The following is a 17,111-nucleotide window of genomic DNA, read 5'->3' on the forward strand; positions in this document are numbered from 1 at the left end:
AGCGCCATCGGCTTTCGTTATGCCGACCTTTGCGAACGCGAAATCGCCTGCGTCGCGGGGCGTTTCCGCGATGTCGCAAACAGGCCTGAAACCGGCTTTCGCGCCATCCTATTGTCCGCGAAATTCGATGCAGTCCGCACGACGAAAGCTGCGCTGCCAATCTCTTATTCGGGGAGCATCCGGGGACATGAAAGACAAAGCGCGCGCGGTCGTCATCGGTGGAGGCGTGGTCGGCGTCTCGACGCTCTATCACCTTGCGAAGAAGGGCTGGTCGGACGTCGTCCTGATCGAGCGCAAGGAGCTGACCTCGGGCTCGACTTGGCACGCGGCGGGCCTCTTGCCGCTCTTCAACATGAGCTATTCGGTCGGCCAGATTCATCGCTATTCGGTGAAGTTCTACCAGGAGCTCCAGGAAGAGACCGGCATGAATGTCGGTTTCTCCCAGGTGACCAATATCCGCCTTGCCCGCACCAAGGACCGCTGGGACGAATACATGTATTACGCCGGCGTCGCCGAGACGCTGGGCATTCCGGTGAATATCCTGACGCCCGAGCAGATCAAGGAGATCTGGCCGCTGTGCGAGACGGACGGTCTTCTGGGCGGCATCCAGCATCCCGACGACGGCTACATCCAGCCGGCCGATTTGACACAAGCGCTGGCCAAGGGCGCGCGCGACCGCGGCGCCACGATCTATCGCAACACGACCGTTACAGCGATCGAGCAGACGTCCGACGGCAAGTGGCTGGTGAAGACGGACAAGGGCGACATCGAAGCGGAGCACATCGTTTCGGCCACCGGCAATTTCGCGCGCAAGACCGGCGAAATGGTCGGGCTCAACGTGCCTGTCATCCCGGTCGAGCATCAGTACATCGTCACCGAGCCGCATCCGGCCATCGTCGAGCGCAAGAAGCAGGGCCTGCCCGAGATGGGCGTGCTGCGCGAGAGCGATTCGTCCTGGTACATGCGTGAGGAAAATGGCGGGCTGCTGCTCGGGCCTTATGAGCATGGCGCGCCGGTCTGCTATGTCGACGGGCCTTCGGACGAATCGGAATACGAACTTTTCCAGGAGGAACTCGAGCGGCTGATGCCGCATATCGAAACGGCGATTGCGCGCGTGCCGGCCTTCGGCGAAGTCGGCATCAAGAAGGTCTATAACGGCGCCATCGCCTATACGCCGGATGGCTCGCCGATCATCGGGCCTGCGCCGGGCCTGAAGAATTTCTGGCTGAACGAAGGCCATTCGTTCGGCGTGACGGCGGCCGGCGGCGCCGGCTGGCAATTGGCCGAATGGATCGTCGACGGCGAGCCGACCATCGACATGATGGGCGTCGACCCGCGCCGCTTCGGGCCTTACGCGACCGAGGGTTACCTCAAGGCAAAGAACGAGGAAGCCTACGCCAACGTCTTCACCATGCACTATCCCGACGAGGAACGCGCCGCCGCGCGCCCCTTGAAGACGACGCCGGTCTATTCGCGGCTGAAGCAGATGGGCGCGGTGTTCGGGTCGGTCTATGGCTGGGAGCGCGCCAACTGGTTCGCGCCAGAAGGCTACGAGGTGCCAGCAGCCGAACTCGGCGTCGGCGCGGACGTCTTGACCAATCACAACCATGCACCCGCGCTGGACGATGGCCGGATCGTCGAGCGCTGGTCGTTCCGCCGCTCCAACTATTTCGACCATGTCGGCGCGGAAGTGAAGAACGTGCATGAGAATGTCGGCGTGCTCGACATGTCTGCCTTCGCCAAGATGGAAGTCTCCGGCCCCGGCGCTCGCGCATGGCTGGAGTCGATCCTCGCCAACAACATTCCGAAGAAGCGCGGGCGCATCGCGCTGACGCATCTCTTGACGAGGACCGGCGGCGTAAAGAGCGAGTTCACGGTCTATGAATGGAAGCCAGGGCGGTTCTACCTCGTCTCGGCCGGTGCCTACGAGGCGCATGACCATGACGTGCTCGCCAAGCTCGCGCCGACAGATGGTTCGGTGGTCCTTCAGCCGATCACGCAGATGTACGGCGTTCTCGTGCTGGCTGGCCCGAAGAGCCGCGATGTCCTGAAGAAGCTCACCCGCACCAGTCTGAAGAACGCGGACTTCCCTTGGCTGTCGGGCAAGGAGATTGCCGTTGGGACGGCGACGGCCCATGCGCTGCGGGTCAACTTCGTTGGCGAACTGGGCTGGGAACTGCACCACCCGATCGAGCAGCAGAATGCGATCTTCGACGCGCTGATGGAAGCGGGCGCCGAATTCGGCATCAAGCCGTTCGGCATCCGCGCGATGACGGCGATGGCGATCGAGAAGAGCTACCGGCTCATTCCGCGCGAACTCTCGATCGAATATTCGGCCTGGGAAAGCGGGCTCGACCGATTCGTCCATCCCGACAAGGGCGACTTCATCGGCCGCGACGCGCTGGTGAAGCTGAAGGAGACCGGCGCGAACTGGAATTTCGTGACACTCGAAGTGCATGGCGTGACGGACAGCGACGCGCGCGGCAACGAGGCGATCCACAAGGACGGTGTGCTCGTCGGCCGCGCGACCCATGGCGGCTATGGCTGGCGCGTGGGCAAGAGCATCGCGCTGGCGATGGTCAAGCCGGAGTTCGCGGCTGAGGGAACGGAGCTGGAAATCCAGATTCTCGGCAAGCCGCACAAGGCGACGGTGATTGCCGAAAGCCCGTTCGACGCGGAAAATGCGGCATTGCGCGCGGATGGGTAAGCGTCTCTGACGTAACGTCATCGTGAATGGAGAAGCCCGGCGCGTTCGGGCTTTTCACTTTGTGATTGTGGGATCGTGCGTATCCTCGTGACATGACCGTCACTGTTCGATCCCTTCCTTCGATCACAGGCAGCGTCGCACTCGCGCTGATGACGGCAATCGCTTCCACCGACCGGGCCTTTGCGGAACAGGAAATCGTCGACGTCCAGCTCGTTCTGGCCGCCGACGTGTCGCTTTCCATGTCCTATGAGGAACTGCGCATCCAGCGCGATGGCTATGTCGCGGCGCTGACGCATGAGAGCGTGATCCAGGCGATCGAGGACGGGGCCTACGGCAAAATCGCGCTCGCCATGTTCGAATGGGCGGGCGACGAATCGCATTATCTCGTCGTGCCCTGGACGGTGATCGCATCGCGCGCGGACGCCGAGGCCGTGGCGGTCCTGATCGGCCAGCAGAACACCAACAGCGCACGGCGCACGTCAATTTCAGGCGCGCTGGACTTTGCCGGCGACCTCTTCGCCGAGAGCAGCTATCGCGGCCTGCGCCGCGTCGTCGACATTTCCGGCGACGGACCCAACAACCAGGGCAGCCCGGTGGCCGAGGCGCGCGACCGGCTGGTGGCGCAGGGCATTATCGTCAACGGCCTGCCGCTGATGACCAATGGCGGCATGAGCACGGTCTTCGACGTGCCGGATCTCGATGAATACTACTCGTACTGCGTGACCGGCGGGCCGGGCTCGTTCGTCATTCCGGTGAACGATTGGGGCCAGTTTCCGGAGGCTGTGCGGCGCAAGCTGGTGCTGGAGCTTGCGGGACCGTGGTCGCCGACATGGCAGAGCTATGCGGAACGCGCGCCGGTGGTGCAGGTGGCGAATGACGAGGCGTATGATTGCCTGATCGGCGAGAAGAGGTGGATGAATAGAAGCTGGAACTGGCCGAACCCTTAGCGGCACGGCCATTTCCGGGCCCGGCTGGCCTGCAAGCGACAGCTTCCTGCGCTTCCGGTGCTCACGTACTCAATGTACGCTCCGCTCCGGTTCTCGAAATCCATCGCTTTCGACCCAGCCGAACCCGAAACTGGCCATGCCGCGCGTCGAGCGTCAACAATCAAGCCACCAGCAACTGCCGGCGTTCGCCGCGCTCCTGCTGGGGCGAGCGTGCGTAGACTTCGCGGTAGCATTTGGAGAAATGCGAGGCGGAGACGAAGCCGCAGGCCACGGCGACTTCGACGACAGGCATTGCCGATTGCAACAAGAGATGACGAGCGCGGTCGAGGCGGATTTCTAGGTAGTAGCGCGCCGGCGAGCGGCCCATTTCCTGACGGAACAGGCGCTCGATCTGGCGGCGCGACAGGCCGACATGGTCGGCGATCTCAATCAGCGACAGGGGCTCGGTGAGGTTCGCCTCCATCAACTCGATGATGGTCAGAACCTTGGAATTCTGGACGCCGAGGCGGGCGCGCAGCGGCAGGCGCTGGCGGTCGGTCGGGCTGCGCACGCGGTCGGTCAGGACCTGCTCGCAGACGCGGTTGACCAGATGCTCGTCGAAATCGTCGCCGATGAGCTTCAGCATCATGTCGAGCGCGGCGGTGCCGCCCGCGCAGGTGTAGATGTTCTGGTCGACCTCGAAGAGATCGGCAAAGACGTTGGCCTTCGGGAAGGCTTCGGCAAAACCGGGGAGGTTTTCCCAGTGGATCGCGCAGCGGCGGTTGGAGAGGAGGCCGGCGGCTGCCAGCACGTGCGCGCCCGTGCACAGCCCGCCGATCGAGACGCCGCGATTATACTCCTCCCGAAGCCAGGCGAAAGTCGTCTTGTTGGCATAGGTCTCGACGTTGACGCCCGAGCAGACGATGACCATGGACGGCCGGTCACCGCCGGTCATCTTGCGCCGTTCAATCTCAAGCGAGGTGTCGACCGCGCATTCGACCGAGTTCGACGCCTTGACCGGCTTGCCATCGACGCTGGCCAGTCGCCATTGATAGGCTGAGTAGCCGAGCATGCGGTTTGCGGCGCGCAGCGGCTCGATGGCCGTCGCGAAGGCGATCATGGTGAATTCGGGAACCAGGAAGAAGACGATCGAACGCTTGACGGTATTTCGTGCGTTCATTCCACACCTCGCCACAGGCCGCGCGACGCTGGGTTCCATGTCGCTTTCCGGCCAGCCTCAACAGGAAAACCCTTAGCTGTCAATGGAATGCGACAGCTTGGTGACAGCAATTTGACGGCAGGGTTTCGTGAAGGGCGCACAGCGCAAAAAACCGCGCGGGACGTTCAAGTCCCGCGCGGCATCATGTGAGGCACATGATGAAAGCGATCAGACGAAATGGCCGAGGCGCGAGGCATTCATCGCGCCGGTCTGGCCGGGCATCGTGCGGCCAAGCCGCTGGCGCTCGAGCGCTGTCGCGATGTTCGACGAGCGCTTCTTGGCGAAAAACCGGTTCAGGAACTTCATGACACGTCTCCAATCTTTGATGACACGCGCAACGGCCTTCGCATCATGGAGTGGGGTCGTTCGTCGTTACCGCACATATAGGGATGCGCCACAGGCTTTTGCGCTGCAAATGCGAAGTGCGACGATGCAAAAACGACATCCCTCAGTTCCGTGCGGAGGTGTTGCATTCGCGCCTAGCCAAGCCTGAGATGCGGGCAGGCGGGAAAGCCTGCGCGGGCATTTTCCTCGAACGCCTCGAACAGCGACGGGCGCATCAGATCCGTCTGCATCTCGTGCGGCAGGTCCGAGAAGAACAGGAAGGCATCCAAGCGGCGACGGCGGGCGCGGCGCGCTGCGATGTGGTCGCGCAGGCGCGACAGCAGGGAGCGGCTCATCGGAAATTCCTCCCGTCCCAGAAGCGGTCGCCATCGGTGCCGGAGGCGAAGCGATCGGGCCAGCCGATGTCGCGGCGGGTCTCCGCCGGCAGGTTGTTCATCAGCGCGTCGCTGCGCTGGCGATGGTGGATGGCGCGCAGGCCGTCGACCAGATGCGAGAAGGCGGAGAGCGTGAACATGGCAATCTCCTTTCGTTCGCTTGCTCTTCGATGGATTGACAATGCGCTTGCCCCATTGTTCAATCAATCGAAATGAAATGATCCAATCATTCAGGAATGTTGATCATGAACGCCCCGCTCAATCACCCGATGCCGCTGCTCGATCTGGACGTGCTGCGCACGTTCGTGGCCATCGCGGAGACCGGCAGCTTCACGGCCGCGGCCAATGCGGTGTTCCGCACGCCCTCGGCGGTTTCGATGCAGATCAAGAAGCTCGAAGAGATTCTCGGCCGGTCGGTGTTCTCGCGCGACGCGCGGTCCGTGACGCTGACCAATGATGGCGAAATGCTGATCGGCTATGCGCGCCGCCTGATCGCGCTCAACCGTGAAGCGGTGTCGAAATTCATCATTCCTGACATCTCAGGTGTGGTGCGCTTGGGTTCGCCCGACGATTATGGCGAGCGGGTGCTGCCGCATGTGCTGAAGCGCTTCGCGCAGACGCACCCGGCAATCGCCGTCGACGTCGTCATCGATCAGTCGAGCAATCTGCGCCGGCGCATGAACGAGGGCGGGCTCGACATCACGCTGTTCACGGTTTGCCGCTCGGTCCCGGCCGAGGCGGAGGTGCTCTTGACCGAGCCGATCGTCTGGGGCGGCGCCAAGGGCGGTTGCGCGCATATGCGCGAGCCGCTGCCGGTGTCGATCTGGGAGGAGGGGTGCGTCTGGCGGGCGGCGGCGCTGGAGGCGCTGGGCCGGGCAGGGCGCGAATACCGCATCGCCTACATGAGCGCGCACACGGCGGGGCAGCGCTCGGCCATCCTGTCGGATCTGGCAGTCGCGCCGCTGCCGAAATCGTTTATCGGTGAAGAGATTGTCGCGCTCGGGCCGGAAGAGGGACTGCCACTGCTGCCGACCTACAATCTGGCGATGATCGTCGCACCCGATGCCTCGGCGCCGGTGAAGGCGGCGGCGGACCATATCCGCGCGACGTTCGAGAGTTTTCGCGAGACGGGGAAGTTCTAGTCGCGGTTGCGCCTTGCAGCACGTTCCTCGCGTGAGCGGCGGCGAGGTGCGGCGTCTCCGTCGGTGGCGGGGGTCGCCTTGCGTTCGGGCAGTTTCACCTGCGCGGCGAGCTTGGGGAACGGGTCGACCTTGTTCGGCAGCGCCATCGCGTCGATGAAGAGCTGCTGGAAATGCGGCTCGAGCGCGGTCTCGATCTTGTCGATGCGCTGGACGGTGTCCTCGATCTCGCGGCGGTGGTCCCGGTTGAGAAGCGCCATCAGCGCGCCGGTGCCGGCCGCGTTGCCGACGGCCTTGACGTCGGACAGGTCGCAATCGGGGATCAGGCCCAGGACCATCGCGTATTTCGGGTCGATGAAGGAGCCAAAGGCGCCGGCGAAGCAGATCGTGTCGACGGTCTCGACGCCCTGTTTCTCCATCAGGAGCTTGATGCCGGCATAGAGTGCCGATTTCGCGAGCTGGATCGCGCGGACGTCGTTCTGCGTGACGGTGATGCGCTGCTTGCCTTCGTGGAGCACGTAGGTCGCGGTGCGGCCGGACGCTTCGATGCGGGGCGACTTGGCGGCAAGCGATCCGTCGACGACGCCATCCTCGGTGATGATGCCGGCAAGGTACATCTCCGCGACGACCTCAATGATCGCCGAGCCGCAGATGCCGGTGATGCCGACGGTCTCCGCATCCTCGAAAAAGCCCGGCTCGTCCGACCATTTGTCGACGCCGATGACGCGGAATTTTGGCTCCAGCGTCTCGGGATCGATGCGCACGCGCTCAATGGCGCCCGGTGCGGCGCGCTGGCCGGATGAAATTTCCGCGCCCTCGAAGGCAGGGCCGGTGGGTGAGGAGGCGGCGAGGAGGCGATGGCGGTTGCCGAGCACGATCTCGGCATTGGTGCCGACATCGACGAGGAGCATCATCCGGTCCTGCCGGTGCGGACCTTCCGAGAGCGTCGCTCCCGCGGCGTCCGCGCCGACATGGCCGGCGATGCAGGGCAGGACGTAGACCCGGGCGCCGTGGTTGATCTTGAGGCCGATTTCGCTCGACCACGTGTGCACCGCGCCGGAGACGGCAAGCGCGAAAGGCGCCTGGCCGAGTTCGGTCGGGTCGATGCCGAGGAAGAGGTGGTGCATGATCGGATTGCCGACGAAGACGGCGTCGAGCAGCGTGTCGTGCTGGACGTCGGCTTCCGCGCAGACCTTGTCGATCAGGTCGTTGACCGCACCGCGCACCGCCTTGGTCATCGCCTCGCGCCCGTCCGGGTTCATCATCACGTAGGAGACGCGGCTCATCAGGTCTTCGCCGAACCGGATCTGTGGGTTCTGCGTGCCCGACGTCGCGGCGATGCGGCCCGACAGGAGCGAGACGAGGTGCATGGCGATGGTGGTCGAGCCGATGTCGCAGGCAATGCCATAAGCCTCGTTCTTGAGGCCCGGCCAGAGCGCGATGATGGTCGGCCGCGAGGAATCGAGATCGCGGTGGATGGCGGCGGTGACACCCCAATTGCCCTTGCGCAGGATCGACTGGACCTGCGGCAGGAGGTGCTGGGAGACGAGCAGGTCCTGCCAGCCCCAGTCCCTTTCGAGCATGACCTTGAGGCGGTCGAGATCGCCGAGCGGCTTGTGCATGTCGGGCTCGTCGACCTCGACATAGCAGAGCTGGACCGCCGGATTGCGCTCGATGACGCGGTCGATCGGCGACTTGCGGACGACCTGCGCGTTGATCTGCACGTCCTGCGGCACGTCGATGACGAGGTCGCCCTGGATGGTGGCGGAGCAGGAGAGGCGCCGACCTTCCTTCAGGTCGCGGACCCTGGCGTAGCGTTCTTCCTTGGCGCCGAAGGGGGAGATGTGGTCGGCGGAGGACGAGATCTTGTGCTTGGCGAAATGGCCTTCCTGCACCTCGACCTGACAACGCCCGCAGGTGGCGCGCCCGCCGCATACGCTCTCCACATAGACGCCGAGGTCGCGCGCGGCGTCGAGCACGGTGGTCCCAACGGGAAACCGCCCGCGCTTGCCGGAGGGCATGAAGAGGACCAGCGGGTCCTTGATGTTGGAGGGGGCGTTCAATCAAGTTCTTTCAAACGAACTACTCTCTCAGGCACGAAAGCCTACCCCCGCGCCATCCGCGCTTCGCGTCCGCCGCGGCGGCGGCCGCCATTGCCTTCGCCCGGCGCGCTGACCGGGACCGGGGCGGCGACGGCGTGGCCGCCTTCGGCCGGCTTGTAGTCCTTGTAGGTGCGAATCCAGGTGGTGCAGTCGCGGTCGGTGCCGTTGAGGACGTTGGCGGCGCGGACGGCTTCCATTTCCTGGGGGCGGCAGGGGTTCATGATGGCGCTCGTCATGCCTGCGCCGATGACCATCGGGATGAAGCCGGCATTGATGCCGTGGCGGTGCGGCAGGCCGAAGGAGATGTTGGAAAGGCCGCAGGTCGTGTTGACCTTCAGTTCCTCGCGCAGGCGGCGCAGGAGCGCGAAGACCTGGCGGCCGGCGTCGCCCAGCGCGCCGATCGGCATGACCAGCGGATCGACGACGACGTCGTGGGCGGGAATGCCGAAATCGGCGCAGCGCTCGACGATCTTCTTGGCGACGGCGAAGCGCACGTCCGGGTCCATCGAAATGCCGGTCTCGTCATTGGAGATGGCGACGACGGGGACGTTGTATTTCTTGACCAGCGGCAGGATCGCCTCGAGCTTTTCCTCCTCGCCCGTCACCGAATTGACGAGCGGGCGGCCCTCGGCGACCTTGAGCGCGGCCTCGATGGCGGCGGAGACGGAGCTGTCGATCGACAGCGGCACGTCGACGAGGTTCTGCACGATCTCCAGCGTCTTGACGAGAAGCGCCGGTTCGGTGGCGTTGGGGTCGACGGCGGTGACGCCGGCATTGACGTCGAGCATCGTCGCGCCGGCGGCGACCTGTTCGAGCGCATCCTTCGTCACGGTGTCGAAATTGCCGGCGACCATCTCGGCGGCGAGCTTCTTGCGGCCGGTCGGATTGATCCGCTCACCGATCACGCAGAAGGGCTGATCGAAGCCGATGATGATTTCCCTTGTCGCGGAGGCGACGATCGTGCGGGTCATTTGCGGGTCCTTGGGCGCGAGGATTAGCGGGATGCGTGGGCGGCGTGCGACGAAGCGTGCGACGGCCACGAACCGCGCTCGACGAGCCATTCGGCGCTCTTCTTCAGGCCGCCGAAGGGGAAGACGTGGATCTGCGCGATGGCGCTGCCGGGCGTTGCCTGCCAGTGCTTCTCGATCGGCCCGACCATGCCTTCCGGCGAATGGCTGGTGGCGAGCGCGGTGAGCGACAGCGCGTTCTTCTTGAGGAACGAGATCGAATTGCCGACGCCGCACATGGCCGCGAACTTGATCAGCGTCGTGATCTTGGCCGGGCCAGCGACGCCGAGATGGACGGGCAGGCTGATGCCCTGAGCCTTCAGGCCCTCGGCCCAGGAGATGAATTTCTGCGGATCGAAGCCGAACTGGGTGACGATGCGAACGTCGATGCCCGAGCGCCTGGCGAAATCCTGTTTCTGGCGAAGCGCCTCGATGGCCTGGGCCCCGGTGAAATCGGGACTGCCCTCGGGATGGCCGGCGACGCCGAGATGGGTGATGCCATACTTTTCGAAGAAGCCGGTATCGAGCACTTCCATCGACGAGGCGAACTCTCCGGCCGGTTTGTCGAGACCGCCGCCGATGACCAGCGCGTCGGTGATGCCGGCTTCCTGCGCCGAGCGGCGGATTCGCTCTTCGAGGGCGGCGCGCGTCGTCAGGCGGCGCGAGGCGAAATGCGGGACGGGACGGTAGCCGAGGTCGCGCACGCGCTTTGCAGCGGCGACCAGCGTGTCGATCGAATCATTGCCGATATCTGTGATGTAGACGCGCGAGCCTTCCGGGAAGAGGCCCGGCAGATCCTGGGATTCGACGGCTTGCGTGGGCGCAACCTCGATCGATGCGGCAATCTTCGTCATTCAGCGCTCCTCCGCCATGTTCGTCTCGTGACCGCCGGCTTTCACGAGCGCGACGAGGCGCTCGCGATCATAGGCGGTATCGAATTCAGCCAGCGCCCTGTCGGCCTCGGCCTCGAGGTCGTCTCCCACCGGCACCGGGTCGGCTTTGCGCCACTCGGCAAGATACGCGTCCGTCTCGCCGGCGCCAGTGCGCATGGCGCACATGTCGATCGCCTCGGTGAAGCGCAGGGGCAGTTCGCGCTTGGCGTTCTGCCGCCCCTTGCGCACGATCACCTGTGCGGGGATGTCGCGCCAGTAGACGATGATGAGATCGGCCATGAAGGCTCCGTGAGTAAACCTGCTGGAGCATTGCCGCATGGCGATGGTCGCTGCTTGTTGCCGGACGACGCGCGGGCCTTCAAAAGCGACGCCGTTCAGATGCCGAAGATGGCGCTCGCCAGGAACGCGCCGGCGCCGACGACCGCGGCGATGATGGCCAGCGAGAGGGCGCCGAGGCCGAGGCCGATCGCGAGGAAGACGCCGTCGCGCTCCGACAGCGCCAGACCGATGACCGCGACCGAAAATGCAGGCAGCCAGTTGCCCAGCGGAATGGGCAGGAAGACGGCGACGGCGAGGACGAAGGTTGCAAGGCCGAGATAGCGGTCGGCGTCGGCCGTCTCGAACGGCCAATGCCGCGGACGCACCAGCCTTTCCAGCCATTCGAGGCGCGGAATGACGTAGGTGACGGCGTGGCGGAAACGATCGGCGCCGATCGACTTGTTCAAGAGGAAGCGCGGCAGCCATGCGGACGGATAGCCGAGCATCATCTGCGCGGAGACCAGCATCAGCGGAATGCCGAGGATGAGCGTCGAGCCAGGCGGGAGCGGCAGAAGGTTGAGCGCGGCGAAAAGGACGAGCAGCATGGCAAAGCCACGGTCACCCATCGAATCGCGCAGTTCGGCGATCGACACCGAATGCTCCGATTCGGCCGCGAGACGGCGGAAAATCTGCGACAGGCGCGACTTGCCGGCAGCCATGGCCGGCACGGGAACCGGCAGCATTTCTGGACGGGCGAGTTCGTCGGTCATGTCGTCCTGATCATCATTCGCGTTCGCCCGCCAAGATGGGCAGCCATGGATGCACTACAATAGCAATGCCACAGATTTGTTGCGCGGGGATTGCGCCCTAACGCCTCAATTCGAGAATGTCGAACGTCGATTCATAGCGCGGCAGCGGAAACTCGATCTGCCAGCTTTCCGGGCCGGTTCGCACGGCGTAGCCGACCTGGTCGCTGTCGATGCCTGCGCCGTATGCGGGAGCCGCGTCGCCGGCGACGAAGAAGCCGCCAAGATAGGTGAGGCGCGTGTCGCTGTCGGTGAAGAAACGGCCGACCGTGCGCTGCGAACCGGTCAGCTTTTCAAGGCGCCAGCCCGACCCGTCATCGGTCACGCGGCAGTCGAACCAGCCATAGACGACGAGCTTTGCAAGCCCGCCGGCCTTGAGCGTGCGGCACTGCCAGTCGCCGGTGAGGTCGAAATCGGCAAAGGGTAGGGCCTCGGCGCTCGCCGCCTTGCGCAGGGCGGCAAGCGCGGTCTGACTGTCAGCGCCCTCGGCTTCGCCCAGCGCCTGCTCCTTGGCGCGCTCGAAAGAACCGAGGCGCTCGCGATCGGCATCGGTGATCAGGCTCTCGATCTCGCCAGTGGCGAGCGAGGCGGTGATGGAGGAGAAGAGCGCGAGAAGTGCGAGCGCGGGGCGGCGGAGCATGGGCGGTCCAATCGGCTGTCAGCCGCCTTGACTGGCCGTCTCATGCGCCTTTTTGAGGGCGGGGACGAGATCGCCATAGCCGGTGAAGCGCCGCTCATAGGCAAGGCCGAGCAGCCTTGCCGCGCGGATCGCGACGGCTTCGAGCGCCGGATCGTCGGTTTGCGCCAGATAGACGACCTTTTCGTAGTTGCCGAAGAAATCCTCGATCAGTTCGGGATGCCGGTCGAGGCCCATCGGCTTCATGAAGAAGGCGTCGAAGTGCCGGCAGAGGAAATCTGTCATGTAGAAGGAGGTCATGTCGCCATCGGCGACGTCTTGGAAGGCGGGCAGGCCCTGGTAGAAGGCGAAGCAGTGCGGGCCGTCGATGCGCGTGACGCCATGCGCCGCACAGACCTTGTCGATGTCTCCGCCGGTGCCGCAATCGGCATAGCCGACGAAGATGTTCGCGATGCCTTCGGCGCGGGCCTTTCGGATCGCGATGTCGAGCGCGGGGGCGATGCGGTCGGGGCGGTAGTGGAACTCGGCGGGCAGGCAGGTCAGGTCCAGATGATCGAGCCGCAACGCATCCTTAACCGCGATGATCTCGCGCGCGATCATTCCGCAGGCGATGACGAGAACCTTTTGGCTGTTGGTGCGTTCACGGTTGGAAGCTGGATTTTCCATGCCTTATCATCTCGGGAGCAGATCAAATGTCCAAGGCAATTTCGCGTGTCGCCATCGTCTTCGCCGTCGTCGCCATGGCCAGCGGCTGTGCTAACACCATTCGCGGCGTCGGTGCGGACGCGGCGAATACGGTGGATGCGACGCAGTCGGCAGGCCGTAACGTCGCCGGCGCGGCAGAATAAGGGCTCGATCGCGAGCCGGAACGATCAAGGGCGCCTCGCGGCGCCCTTTTTCATGTCAGGCCGAAGCGCGGATATTGTGCTTGCGCTTCATGAAGTCCTTGGCGGTCTCGACCGCGACCGCCGCGTCGCGGCAGTAGGCGTCGGCTCCGACGGCCTTGCCGAACTCCTCGTTGAGCGGCGCGCCGCCGACGAGCACGACGAAATCGTCGCGGATGCCCTTTTCCTTCATCGTGTCGATGACGACTTTCATGTAGGGCATGGTGGTGGTCAGCAGCGCCGACATGCCGATGATGTCCGGCTGATGCTCCTCGATGGCGTTCAGATAGTTCTCGACCGGGTTGTTGATGCCGAGGTCGACCACGTCGAAGCCGGCGCCCTCCATCATCATGCCGACGAGGTTCTTGCCGATGTCGTGGATGTCACCCTTGACCGTGCCGATGACCAGCTTGCCCTGCTTCGGCGCGTTGGTGGCCGCCAGGAGCGGCCGCAGGATGAACATGCCGGCCTTCATGGCGTTTGCGGACAGGAGCACTTCGGGCACGAACAGGATGCCGTCGCGAAAATCCTCGCCCACGATGCGCATGCCCTCGACCAGCGCTTCGGTCAGGACCCGGTAGGGCTCCCAGCCGCGCTCGAGCAGGATGTTCGTGCCTTCCTCGATCTCTTCCTTCAGCCCGTCATAAAGATCGTCGTGCATCTGCTGCACGAGTTCGTCGTCGGACAGTTCGGACAGGATGATTTCGTCGTCGGACATCGGGTACTCCTGAAAGGCTCTGGCAGGCGCATTCCGCGCTGATTTGTCGTGCCCAATTCATATTCTGACGGCGGCGATTTCCCATAGTCGGAATGCGACGTCGGCGGAAACGAAAACGACCGTGCAACTCGGCCGAAAACATGCAGGATTCCGTGTCGATTTTGCGACACGGTTTGGCGCGGCCAAGCCCGTTCGCAAAGCGGCCTCCACTAGATTGGCGGGAAAACGCCGTGACCGGCGGCGAACGCAATAAGGACGGGTTGGACATGGACGAAAATCTCGCTCACGCGGAAGAGGCGGGCGCAGCACGGCGCGGACGTGGCGCGGGCGGCGGTGCGGCAGCACGGCGCGCGGCCCGCTCGGGCGGCGGTCCGGGCAAGACGCTGACCTACATCAAGCGCCAGATCCCGCTCTATGAGGTGCTGAACGAGGAAGGCCTGGCGCTGATCGAGGCGAACGCCGACACGGTTCTCGAAGAGGTCGGCATCGAGTTCCGCGACGACGCCGAGGCGCTGGAACTCTGGAGACAGGCCGGCGCCGACGTGCGCGGCGAGCGCGTGCATTTCCCGAAAGGGCTCTGCCGCGAACTTTTGAAGACCGCCCCGTCTGTCTTCACCCAGCACGCGCGCAATCCCGAGCGCTCGGTGCAGATCGGCGGTGACGCGACCGTCTTCGCGCCCGTCTACGGCCCGCCCTTCGTGCGCGATCTCGACGGCAACCGCCGCTATGCCACGATCGAGGATTTCCGCAACTTCGTGAAGCTCGCCTATATGGCGCCGTCGATCCACCATTCGGGCGGCACGGTGTGCGAGCCGGTCGACGTGCCGGTCAACAAGCGCCATCTCGACATGGTGTTCAGCCATATGAAATTCTCCGACAAGCCCTTCATGGGCTCGGTCACCGCGCCGGAGCGCGCGGAGGACACGGTGGCGATGGCGAAAATCCTGTTCGGTGAGAAGTTCGTCGACGACAACACGGTCATCATCAACCTCATCAACGCCAACTCGCCGATGGTCTTCGACGAGACGATGCTGGGCGCGGCGAAGGTCTATGCGCGCGCCAACCAGGCGACGATCATCACGCCGTTCATCCTGGCGGGCGCGATGAGCCCGGTGACGGTGGCCGGTACACTGACGCAGGTTCTGGCGGAAGTGCTGGCGGGCGCGTCTTTCACGCAGCTCGTGCGGCCGGGCGCGCCGGTGCTCTTCGGCACCTTCGCCTCGTCGATCTCGATGCAGTCGGGCGCGCCGACCTTCGGCACGCCGGAACCGACGCTCGTATCCTACGGCGCGGGGCAGCTCGCGCGCCGTCTCGGCCTGCCGTTCCGCACCGGCGGATCGCTCTGCGCCTCCAAGGTGCCGGACGCGCAGGCGGCCTATGAGAGCGCCAACACGCTGAACTCGACGGTGCTGGCCGGCACCAACTTCGTGCTCCACGCCGCCGGCTGGCTCGAAGGCGGTCTCGCCTCCTGCTACGAGAAGTTCATGATGGACGTCGACCAGCTTGGCATGCAGCAGAAATTCGCCGCCGGCGTCGACCTGTCAGAAAACGGGCAGGCGATGGACGCGATCCGCGAAGTCGGCCCCGGCAGCCACTATCTCGGCTGCTCGCACACGCAGGCGAACTTCCAGACAGCGTTTTACCGCTCGTCGATCGCCGACAACAATTCCTACGAACAATGGCTCGCCGAGGGCGAGAAGACCGCGCCGCAGCGCGCGAACGAACTCGCCCGCCGCTGGCTCGACACCTACGAGGCGCCGTATCTCGACCCGGGCCTCGAGGACGGGCTGAACGACTTCATGGCGAAGAAGAAGGAGTCGATGCCCAACGCCTTCACTTGAAAGGAGCCCGTTTCAGGCCGGGCTAAAGTGGCCGACATCATCCACAAGGAAGTCTGGCGCTCCGCGATACGAGGGCCGGACGGGAAGGGGTAGTTCTTGCGCCCCGATTTGGCCACGTCGCGGGACAGCGCCCCCCTCTGTCCTGCCGGACATCTCCCCCGCGAGGGGGGAGATCACGCGTTGTCGGCGACGAGACTAATCTCCTCCCTCGCGGGGGAGATGCCCGGCAGCCCAGAGGGGGCCTGCGTAGGGCGCGGACCTTTCCGTCGTCGATCGCGCGATGATCGAGCGCATCACAGCTTTTTTGTTGTCCTCAGGCCTCATCCTGCGTGGCGGATTCGATTTTGACCGCGGCGAAGACGCTCCCGCAAAGGCGGTTCTGCTCGTCGGCCATGGCGGAGCGGACTACTGGCCGCATTTCCTAGAGTGGCAGGCGCGGAACGTTGGCGTCGCCGATCCGCTGGATGCGTGGTCGCGGGTGGTCATCGACGAGGTCGCGGACGCTGTCGGCGCGCGGGCGGTTTATCCGAGCGACCGGCCGTATTTGCCGTTCCAGCAATGGGCAATGCGGGCGGAAGGGCTGCGGCCGTCGCCGCTTGGGGTTCTCATGCATCCGCAATTCGGGCTTTGGCATGCCTATCGCGGGGCGCTGCTGTTTGATCGGGCGTTGGTGCTGGGGGAGTTATCGAAGGCGCGGCATCTTTGCGATGAATGCCGGGAGAAGCCGTGTTTGACGGGGTGTCCGGTCGGGGCGTTCGATGTGGATGGATATGATGTTGGGGCGTGTCGGCGGCACGTTCTGGGTGAGGGGGTAGCGTGCCGCGAGCGAGGCTGCTTGGCTCGCAATGCCTGTCCGTATGATGCGTATCGGTATCCGGCAGAGGTTCAGGCGTTTCATATGGATGCGTTTTTGGCGGGATAGTTTGGGCGAAGAGGACCCCCACCCTTTATCCCTCCCCACAAGGGGGATCGTTGCGAAATTCCCGACGCGCTTGCGTTGATGCGGTCGCAGGTGTGCGGCGGCGTGAACTGGCGATTGATTTGGCCGCGGTTTGGCGATGGGGGGAGCGTTGTCCGGCTGCCTCAGGCGAGCTTGAGGGCGCGTTTCATGTTGTAGGCGGTGGCGGCAAGGTGAAGGTGGCTTTCGTTCTTGGCCAGGCCGCGGTAGCGCACGCGGTTCCAGCCGAACCATCGCTTCAAGGTGGCGAAGACGCCCTCGACCTCGGCGCGGATCGGGGCGATCAGCGCGTTGTGG

Annotated in this window: 19 protein-coding genes; 6 read left to right on the top strand and 13 right to left on the bottom strand. The window is 64.5% G+C overall.

The features are described 5' to 3' along the window. The first annotated feature begins 187 nt into the window (after nucleotides 1-187). Nucleotides 188-2,707, top strand: a complete 2,520-nt coding sequence (locus ACT6QU_RS02870) for a GcvT family protein (protein ID WP_444565558.1) — start codon at nucleotides 188-190, stop codon at nucleotides 2,705-2,707. Nucleotides 2,708-2,856: 149 nt separating this feature from the next. Continuing rightward, nucleotides 2,857-3,654, top strand: coding sequence for a DUF1194 domain-containing protein (locus ACT6QU_RS02875; protein ID WP_444565559.1), 798 nt, complete (start codon nucleotides 2,857-2,859; stop codon nucleotides 3,652-3,654). A 160-nt stretch (nucleotides 3,655-3,814) separates the two neighbouring features. Here the strand turns inward: ACT6QU_RS02875 and ACT6QU_RS02880 are convergent, their stop codons facing one another. The 4 genes from ACT6QU_RS02880 to ACT6QU_RS02895 form a co-directional block, all read right to left on the bottom strand. Next, nucleotides 3,815-4,813, bottom strand: a complete 999-nt coding sequence (locus ACT6QU_RS02880) for a GlxA family transcriptional regulator (protein ID WP_444565560.1) — start codon at nucleotides 4,811-4,813, stop codon at nucleotides 3,815-3,817. A gap of 207 nt (nucleotides 4,814-5,020) precedes the next feature. Further along, complete coding sequence (locus ACT6QU_RS02885) at nucleotides 5,021-5,158, bottom strand: hypothetical protein (RefSeq protein WP_173401389.1); 138 nt, start codon at nucleotides 5,156-5,158, stop codon at nucleotides 5,021-5,023. A 173-nt stretch (nucleotides 5,159-5,331) separates the two neighbouring features. Beyond that, the gene (locus ACT6QU_RS02890) at nucleotides 5,332-5,532 is read right to left on the bottom strand and encodes a hypothetical protein (RefSeq protein WP_444565561.1); all 201 of its coding nucleotides are present in this window, start codon (nucleotides 5,530-5,532) and stop codon (nucleotides 5,332-5,334) included. Then, nucleotides 5,529-5,711, bottom strand: coding sequence for a hypothetical protein (locus ACT6QU_RS02895; protein WP_444565562.1), 183 nt, complete (start codon nucleotides 5,709-5,711; stop codon nucleotides 5,529-5,531). Before ACT6QU_RS02895 ends, ACT6QU_RS02890 begins: the two co-directional genes overlap by 4 nt. A 105-nt stretch (nucleotides 5,712-5,816) precedes the next feature. Between ACT6QU_RS02895 and ACT6QU_RS02900 the strand changes: the two genes are divergently transcribed. Continuing rightward, nucleotides 5,817-6,713, top strand: a complete 897-nt coding sequence (locus ACT6QU_RS02900; protein ID WP_444565563.1) for a LysR family transcriptional regulator — start codon at nucleotides 5,817-5,819, stop codon at nucleotides 6,711-6,713. Here ACT6QU_RS02900 and ACT6QU_RS02905 read toward each other — a convergent pair. The 7 genes from ACT6QU_RS02905 to ACT6QU_RS02935 all read right to left on the bottom strand — a co-directional run bounded on the left by ACT6QU_RS02905 (nucleotide 6,710) and on the right by ACT6QU_RS02935 (nucleotide 13,079). After that, nucleotides 6,710-8,731 (bottom strand): ASKHA domain-containing protein, encoded by a 2,022-nt coding sequence (locus ACT6QU_RS02905; protein WP_444565573.1) that lies wholly within the window; start codon nucleotides 8,729-8,731, stop codon nucleotides 6,710-6,712. The genes ACT6QU_RS02900 and ACT6QU_RS02905 overlap by 4 nt on opposite strands. An 83-nt stretch (nucleotides 8,732-8,814) precedes the next feature. After that, nucleotides 8,815-9,783: a methyltetrahydrofolate cobalamin methyltransferase gene (locus ACT6QU_RS02910; protein ID WP_444565564.1), complete on the bottom strand. Its 969-nt coding sequence runs from the start codon at nucleotides 9,781-9,783 to the stop codon at nucleotides 8,815-8,817. Between the two features lie 23 nt (nucleotides 9,784-9,806). Next, nucleotides 9,807-10,673 carry a methylenetetrahydrofolate reductase gene (locus tag ACT6QU_RS02915; RefSeq protein WP_444565565.1) on the bottom strand — a complete coding sequence of 289 codons (867 nt, stop codon included), beginning with the start codon at nucleotides 10,671-10,673 and terminating at the stop codon, nucleotides 9,807-9,809. Beyond that, nucleotides 10,674-10,991 (bottom strand): virulence factor, encoded by a 318-nt coding sequence (locus ACT6QU_RS02920; RefSeq protein ID WP_444565566.1) that lies wholly within the window; start codon nucleotides 10,989-10,991, stop codon nucleotides 10,674-10,676. Nucleotides 10,992-11,086: 95 nt separating this feature from the next. Further along, nucleotides 11,087-11,740 carry an exopolysaccharide biosynthesis protein gene (locus tag ACT6QU_RS02925; protein ID WP_444565567.1) on the bottom strand — a complete coding sequence of 218 codons (654 nt, stop codon included), beginning with the start codon at nucleotides 11,738-11,740 and terminating at the stop codon, nucleotides 11,087-11,089. Between the two features lie 97 nt (nucleotides 11,741-11,837). Further along, complete coding sequence (locus ACT6QU_RS02930) at nucleotides 11,838-12,416, bottom strand: DUF4893 domain-containing protein (protein ID WP_444565568.1); 579 nt, start codon at nucleotides 12,414-12,416, stop codon at nucleotides 11,838-11,840. Nucleotides 12,417-12,434: 18 nt separating this feature from the next. Continuing rightward, nucleotides 12,435-13,079 carry a DUF1638 domain-containing protein gene (locus ACT6QU_RS02935; RefSeq protein WP_444565569.1) on the bottom strand — a complete coding sequence of 215 codons (645 nt, stop codon included), beginning with the start codon at nucleotides 13,077-13,079 and terminating at the stop codon, nucleotides 12,435-12,437. Between the two features lie 26 nt (nucleotides 13,080-13,105). Between ACT6QU_RS02935 and ACT6QU_RS02940 the strand changes: the two genes are divergently transcribed. Further along, nucleotides 13,106-13,261 carry a hypothetical protein gene (locus ACT6QU_RS02940; protein WP_024585850.1) on the top strand — a complete coding sequence of 52 codons (156 nt, stop codon included), beginning with the start codon at nucleotides 13,106-13,108 and terminating at the stop codon, nucleotides 13,259-13,261. Nucleotides 13,262-13,316: 55 nt separating this feature from the next. Here ACT6QU_RS02940 and ACT6QU_RS02945 read toward each other — a convergent pair whose 3' ends face one another. Further along, nucleotides 13,317-14,015, bottom strand: coding sequence for a corrinoid protein (locus ACT6QU_RS02945; RefSeq protein ID WP_024585849.1), 699 nt, complete (start codon nucleotides 14,013-14,015; stop codon nucleotides 13,317-13,319). A gap of 266 nt (nucleotides 14,016-14,281) precedes the next feature. Here ACT6QU_RS02945 and ACT6QU_RS02950 point away from each other — a divergent pair, with 266 nt between their 5' ends. After that, nucleotides 14,282-15,856 (top strand): trimethylamine methyltransferase family protein, encoded by a 1,575-nt coding sequence (locus ACT6QU_RS02950; protein ID WP_444836517.1) that lies wholly within the window; start codon nucleotides 14,282-14,284, stop codon nucleotides 15,854-15,856. A 280-nt stretch (nucleotides 15,857-16,136) separates the two neighbouring features. Next, nucleotides 16,137-16,778, top strand: coding sequence for a hypothetical protein (locus ACT6QU_RS02955; RefSeq protein WP_444565571.1), 642 nt, complete (start codon nucleotides 16,137-16,139; stop codon nucleotides 16,776-16,778). A gap of 161 nt (nucleotides 16,779-16,939) precedes the next feature. Here ACT6QU_RS02955 and ACT6QU_RS02960 read toward each other — a convergent pair whose 3' ends face one another. Further along, nucleotides 16,940-17,101, bottom strand: a complete 162-nt coding sequence (locus tag ACT6QU_RS02960) for a transposase (protein WP_444836860.1) — start codon at nucleotides 17,099-17,101, stop codon at nucleotides 16,940-16,942. Between the last annotated feature and the right edge of the window lie 10 nt (nucleotides 17,102-17,111).

Source organism: Aliihoeflea sp., from assembly GCF_052435475.1.
Lineage (GTDB): Bacteria > Pseudomonadota > Alphaproteobacteria > Rhizobiales > Rhizobiaceae > Aliihoeflea.

What these genes read in the sequence shown, in the direction of transcription:
- ACT6QU_RS02905 (WP_444565573.1), bottom strand. Translation starts at nt 8,731, where the DNA reads ATGCCCTCCGGCAAGCGCGGGCGGTTTCCCGTTGGGACCACCGTGCTC.
- ACT6QU_RS02910 (WP_444565564.1), bottom strand. Translation starts at nt 9,783, where the DNA reads ATGACCCGCACGATCGTCGCCTCCGCGACAAGGGAAATCATCATCGGC.
- ACT6QU_RS02920 (WP_444565566.1), bottom strand. Translation starts at nt 10,991, where the DNA reads ATGGCCGATCTCATCATCGTCTACTGGCGCGACATCCCCGCACAGGTG.
- ACT6QU_RS02935 (WP_444565569.1), bottom strand. Translation starts at nt 13,079, where the DNA reads ATGGAAAATCCAGCTTCCAACCGTGAACGCACCAACAGCCAAAAGGTT.
- ACT6QU_RS02870 (WP_444565558.1), top strand. Translation starts at nt 188, where the DNA reads ATGAAAGACAAAGCGCGCGCGGTCGTCATCGGTGGAGGCGTGGTCGGC.
- ACT6QU_RS02940 (WP_024585850.1), top strand. Translation starts at nt 13,106, where the DNA reads ATGTCCAAGGCAATTTCGCGTGTCGCCATCGTCTTCGCCGTCGTCGCC.
- ACT6QU_RS02950 (WP_444836517.1), top strand. Translation starts at nt 14,282, where the DNA reads ATGGACGAAAATCTCGCTCACGCGGAAGAGGCGGGCGCAGCACGGCGC.
- ACT6QU_RS02895 (WP_444565562.1), bottom strand. Translation starts at nt 5,711, where the DNA reads ATGTTCACGCTCTCCGCCTTCTCGCATCTGGTCGACGGCCTGCGCGCC.
- ACT6QU_RS02885 (WP_173401389.1), bottom strand. Translation starts at nt 5,158, where the DNA reads ATGAAGTTCCTGAACCGGTTTTTCGCCAAGAAGCGCTCGTCGAACATC.
- ACT6QU_RS02915 (WP_444565565.1), bottom strand. Translation starts at nt 10,673, where the DNA reads ATGACGAAGATTGCCGCATCGATCGAGGTTGCGCCCACGCAAGCCGTC.
- ACT6QU_RS02945 (WP_024585849.1), bottom strand. Translation starts at nt 14,015, where the DNA reads ATGTCCGACGACGAAATCATCCTGTCCGAACTGTCCGACGACGAACTC.
- ACT6QU_RS02925 (WP_444565567.1), bottom strand. Translation starts at nt 11,740, where the DNA reads ATGACCGACGAACTCGCCCGTCCAGAAATGCTGCCGGTTCCCGTGCCG.
- ACT6QU_RS02900 (WP_444565563.1), top strand. Translation starts at nt 5,817, where the DNA reads ATGAACGCCCCGCTCAATCACCCGATGCCGCTGCTCGATCTGGACGTG.
- ACT6QU_RS02875 (WP_444565559.1), top strand. Translation starts at nt 2,857, where the DNA reads ATGACGGCAATCGCTTCCACCGACCGGGCCTTTGCGGAACAGGAAATC.
- ACT6QU_RS02880 (WP_444565560.1), bottom strand. Translation starts at nt 4,813, where the DNA reads ATGAACGCACGAAATACCGTCAAGCGTTCGATCGTCTTCTTCCTGGTT.
- ACT6QU_RS02955 (WP_444565571.1), top strand. Translation starts at nt 16,137, where the DNA reads ATGATCGAGCGCATCACAGCTTTTTTGTTGTCCTCAGGCCTCATCCTG.
- ACT6QU_RS02930 (WP_444565568.1), bottom strand. Translation starts at nt 12,416, where the DNA reads ATGCTCCGCCGCCCCGCGCTCGCACTTCTCGCGCTCTTCTCCTCCATC.
- ACT6QU_RS02890 (WP_444565561.1), bottom strand. Translation starts at nt 5,532, where the DNA reads ATGAGCCGCTCCCTGCTGTCGCGCCTGCGCGACCACATCGCAGCGCGC.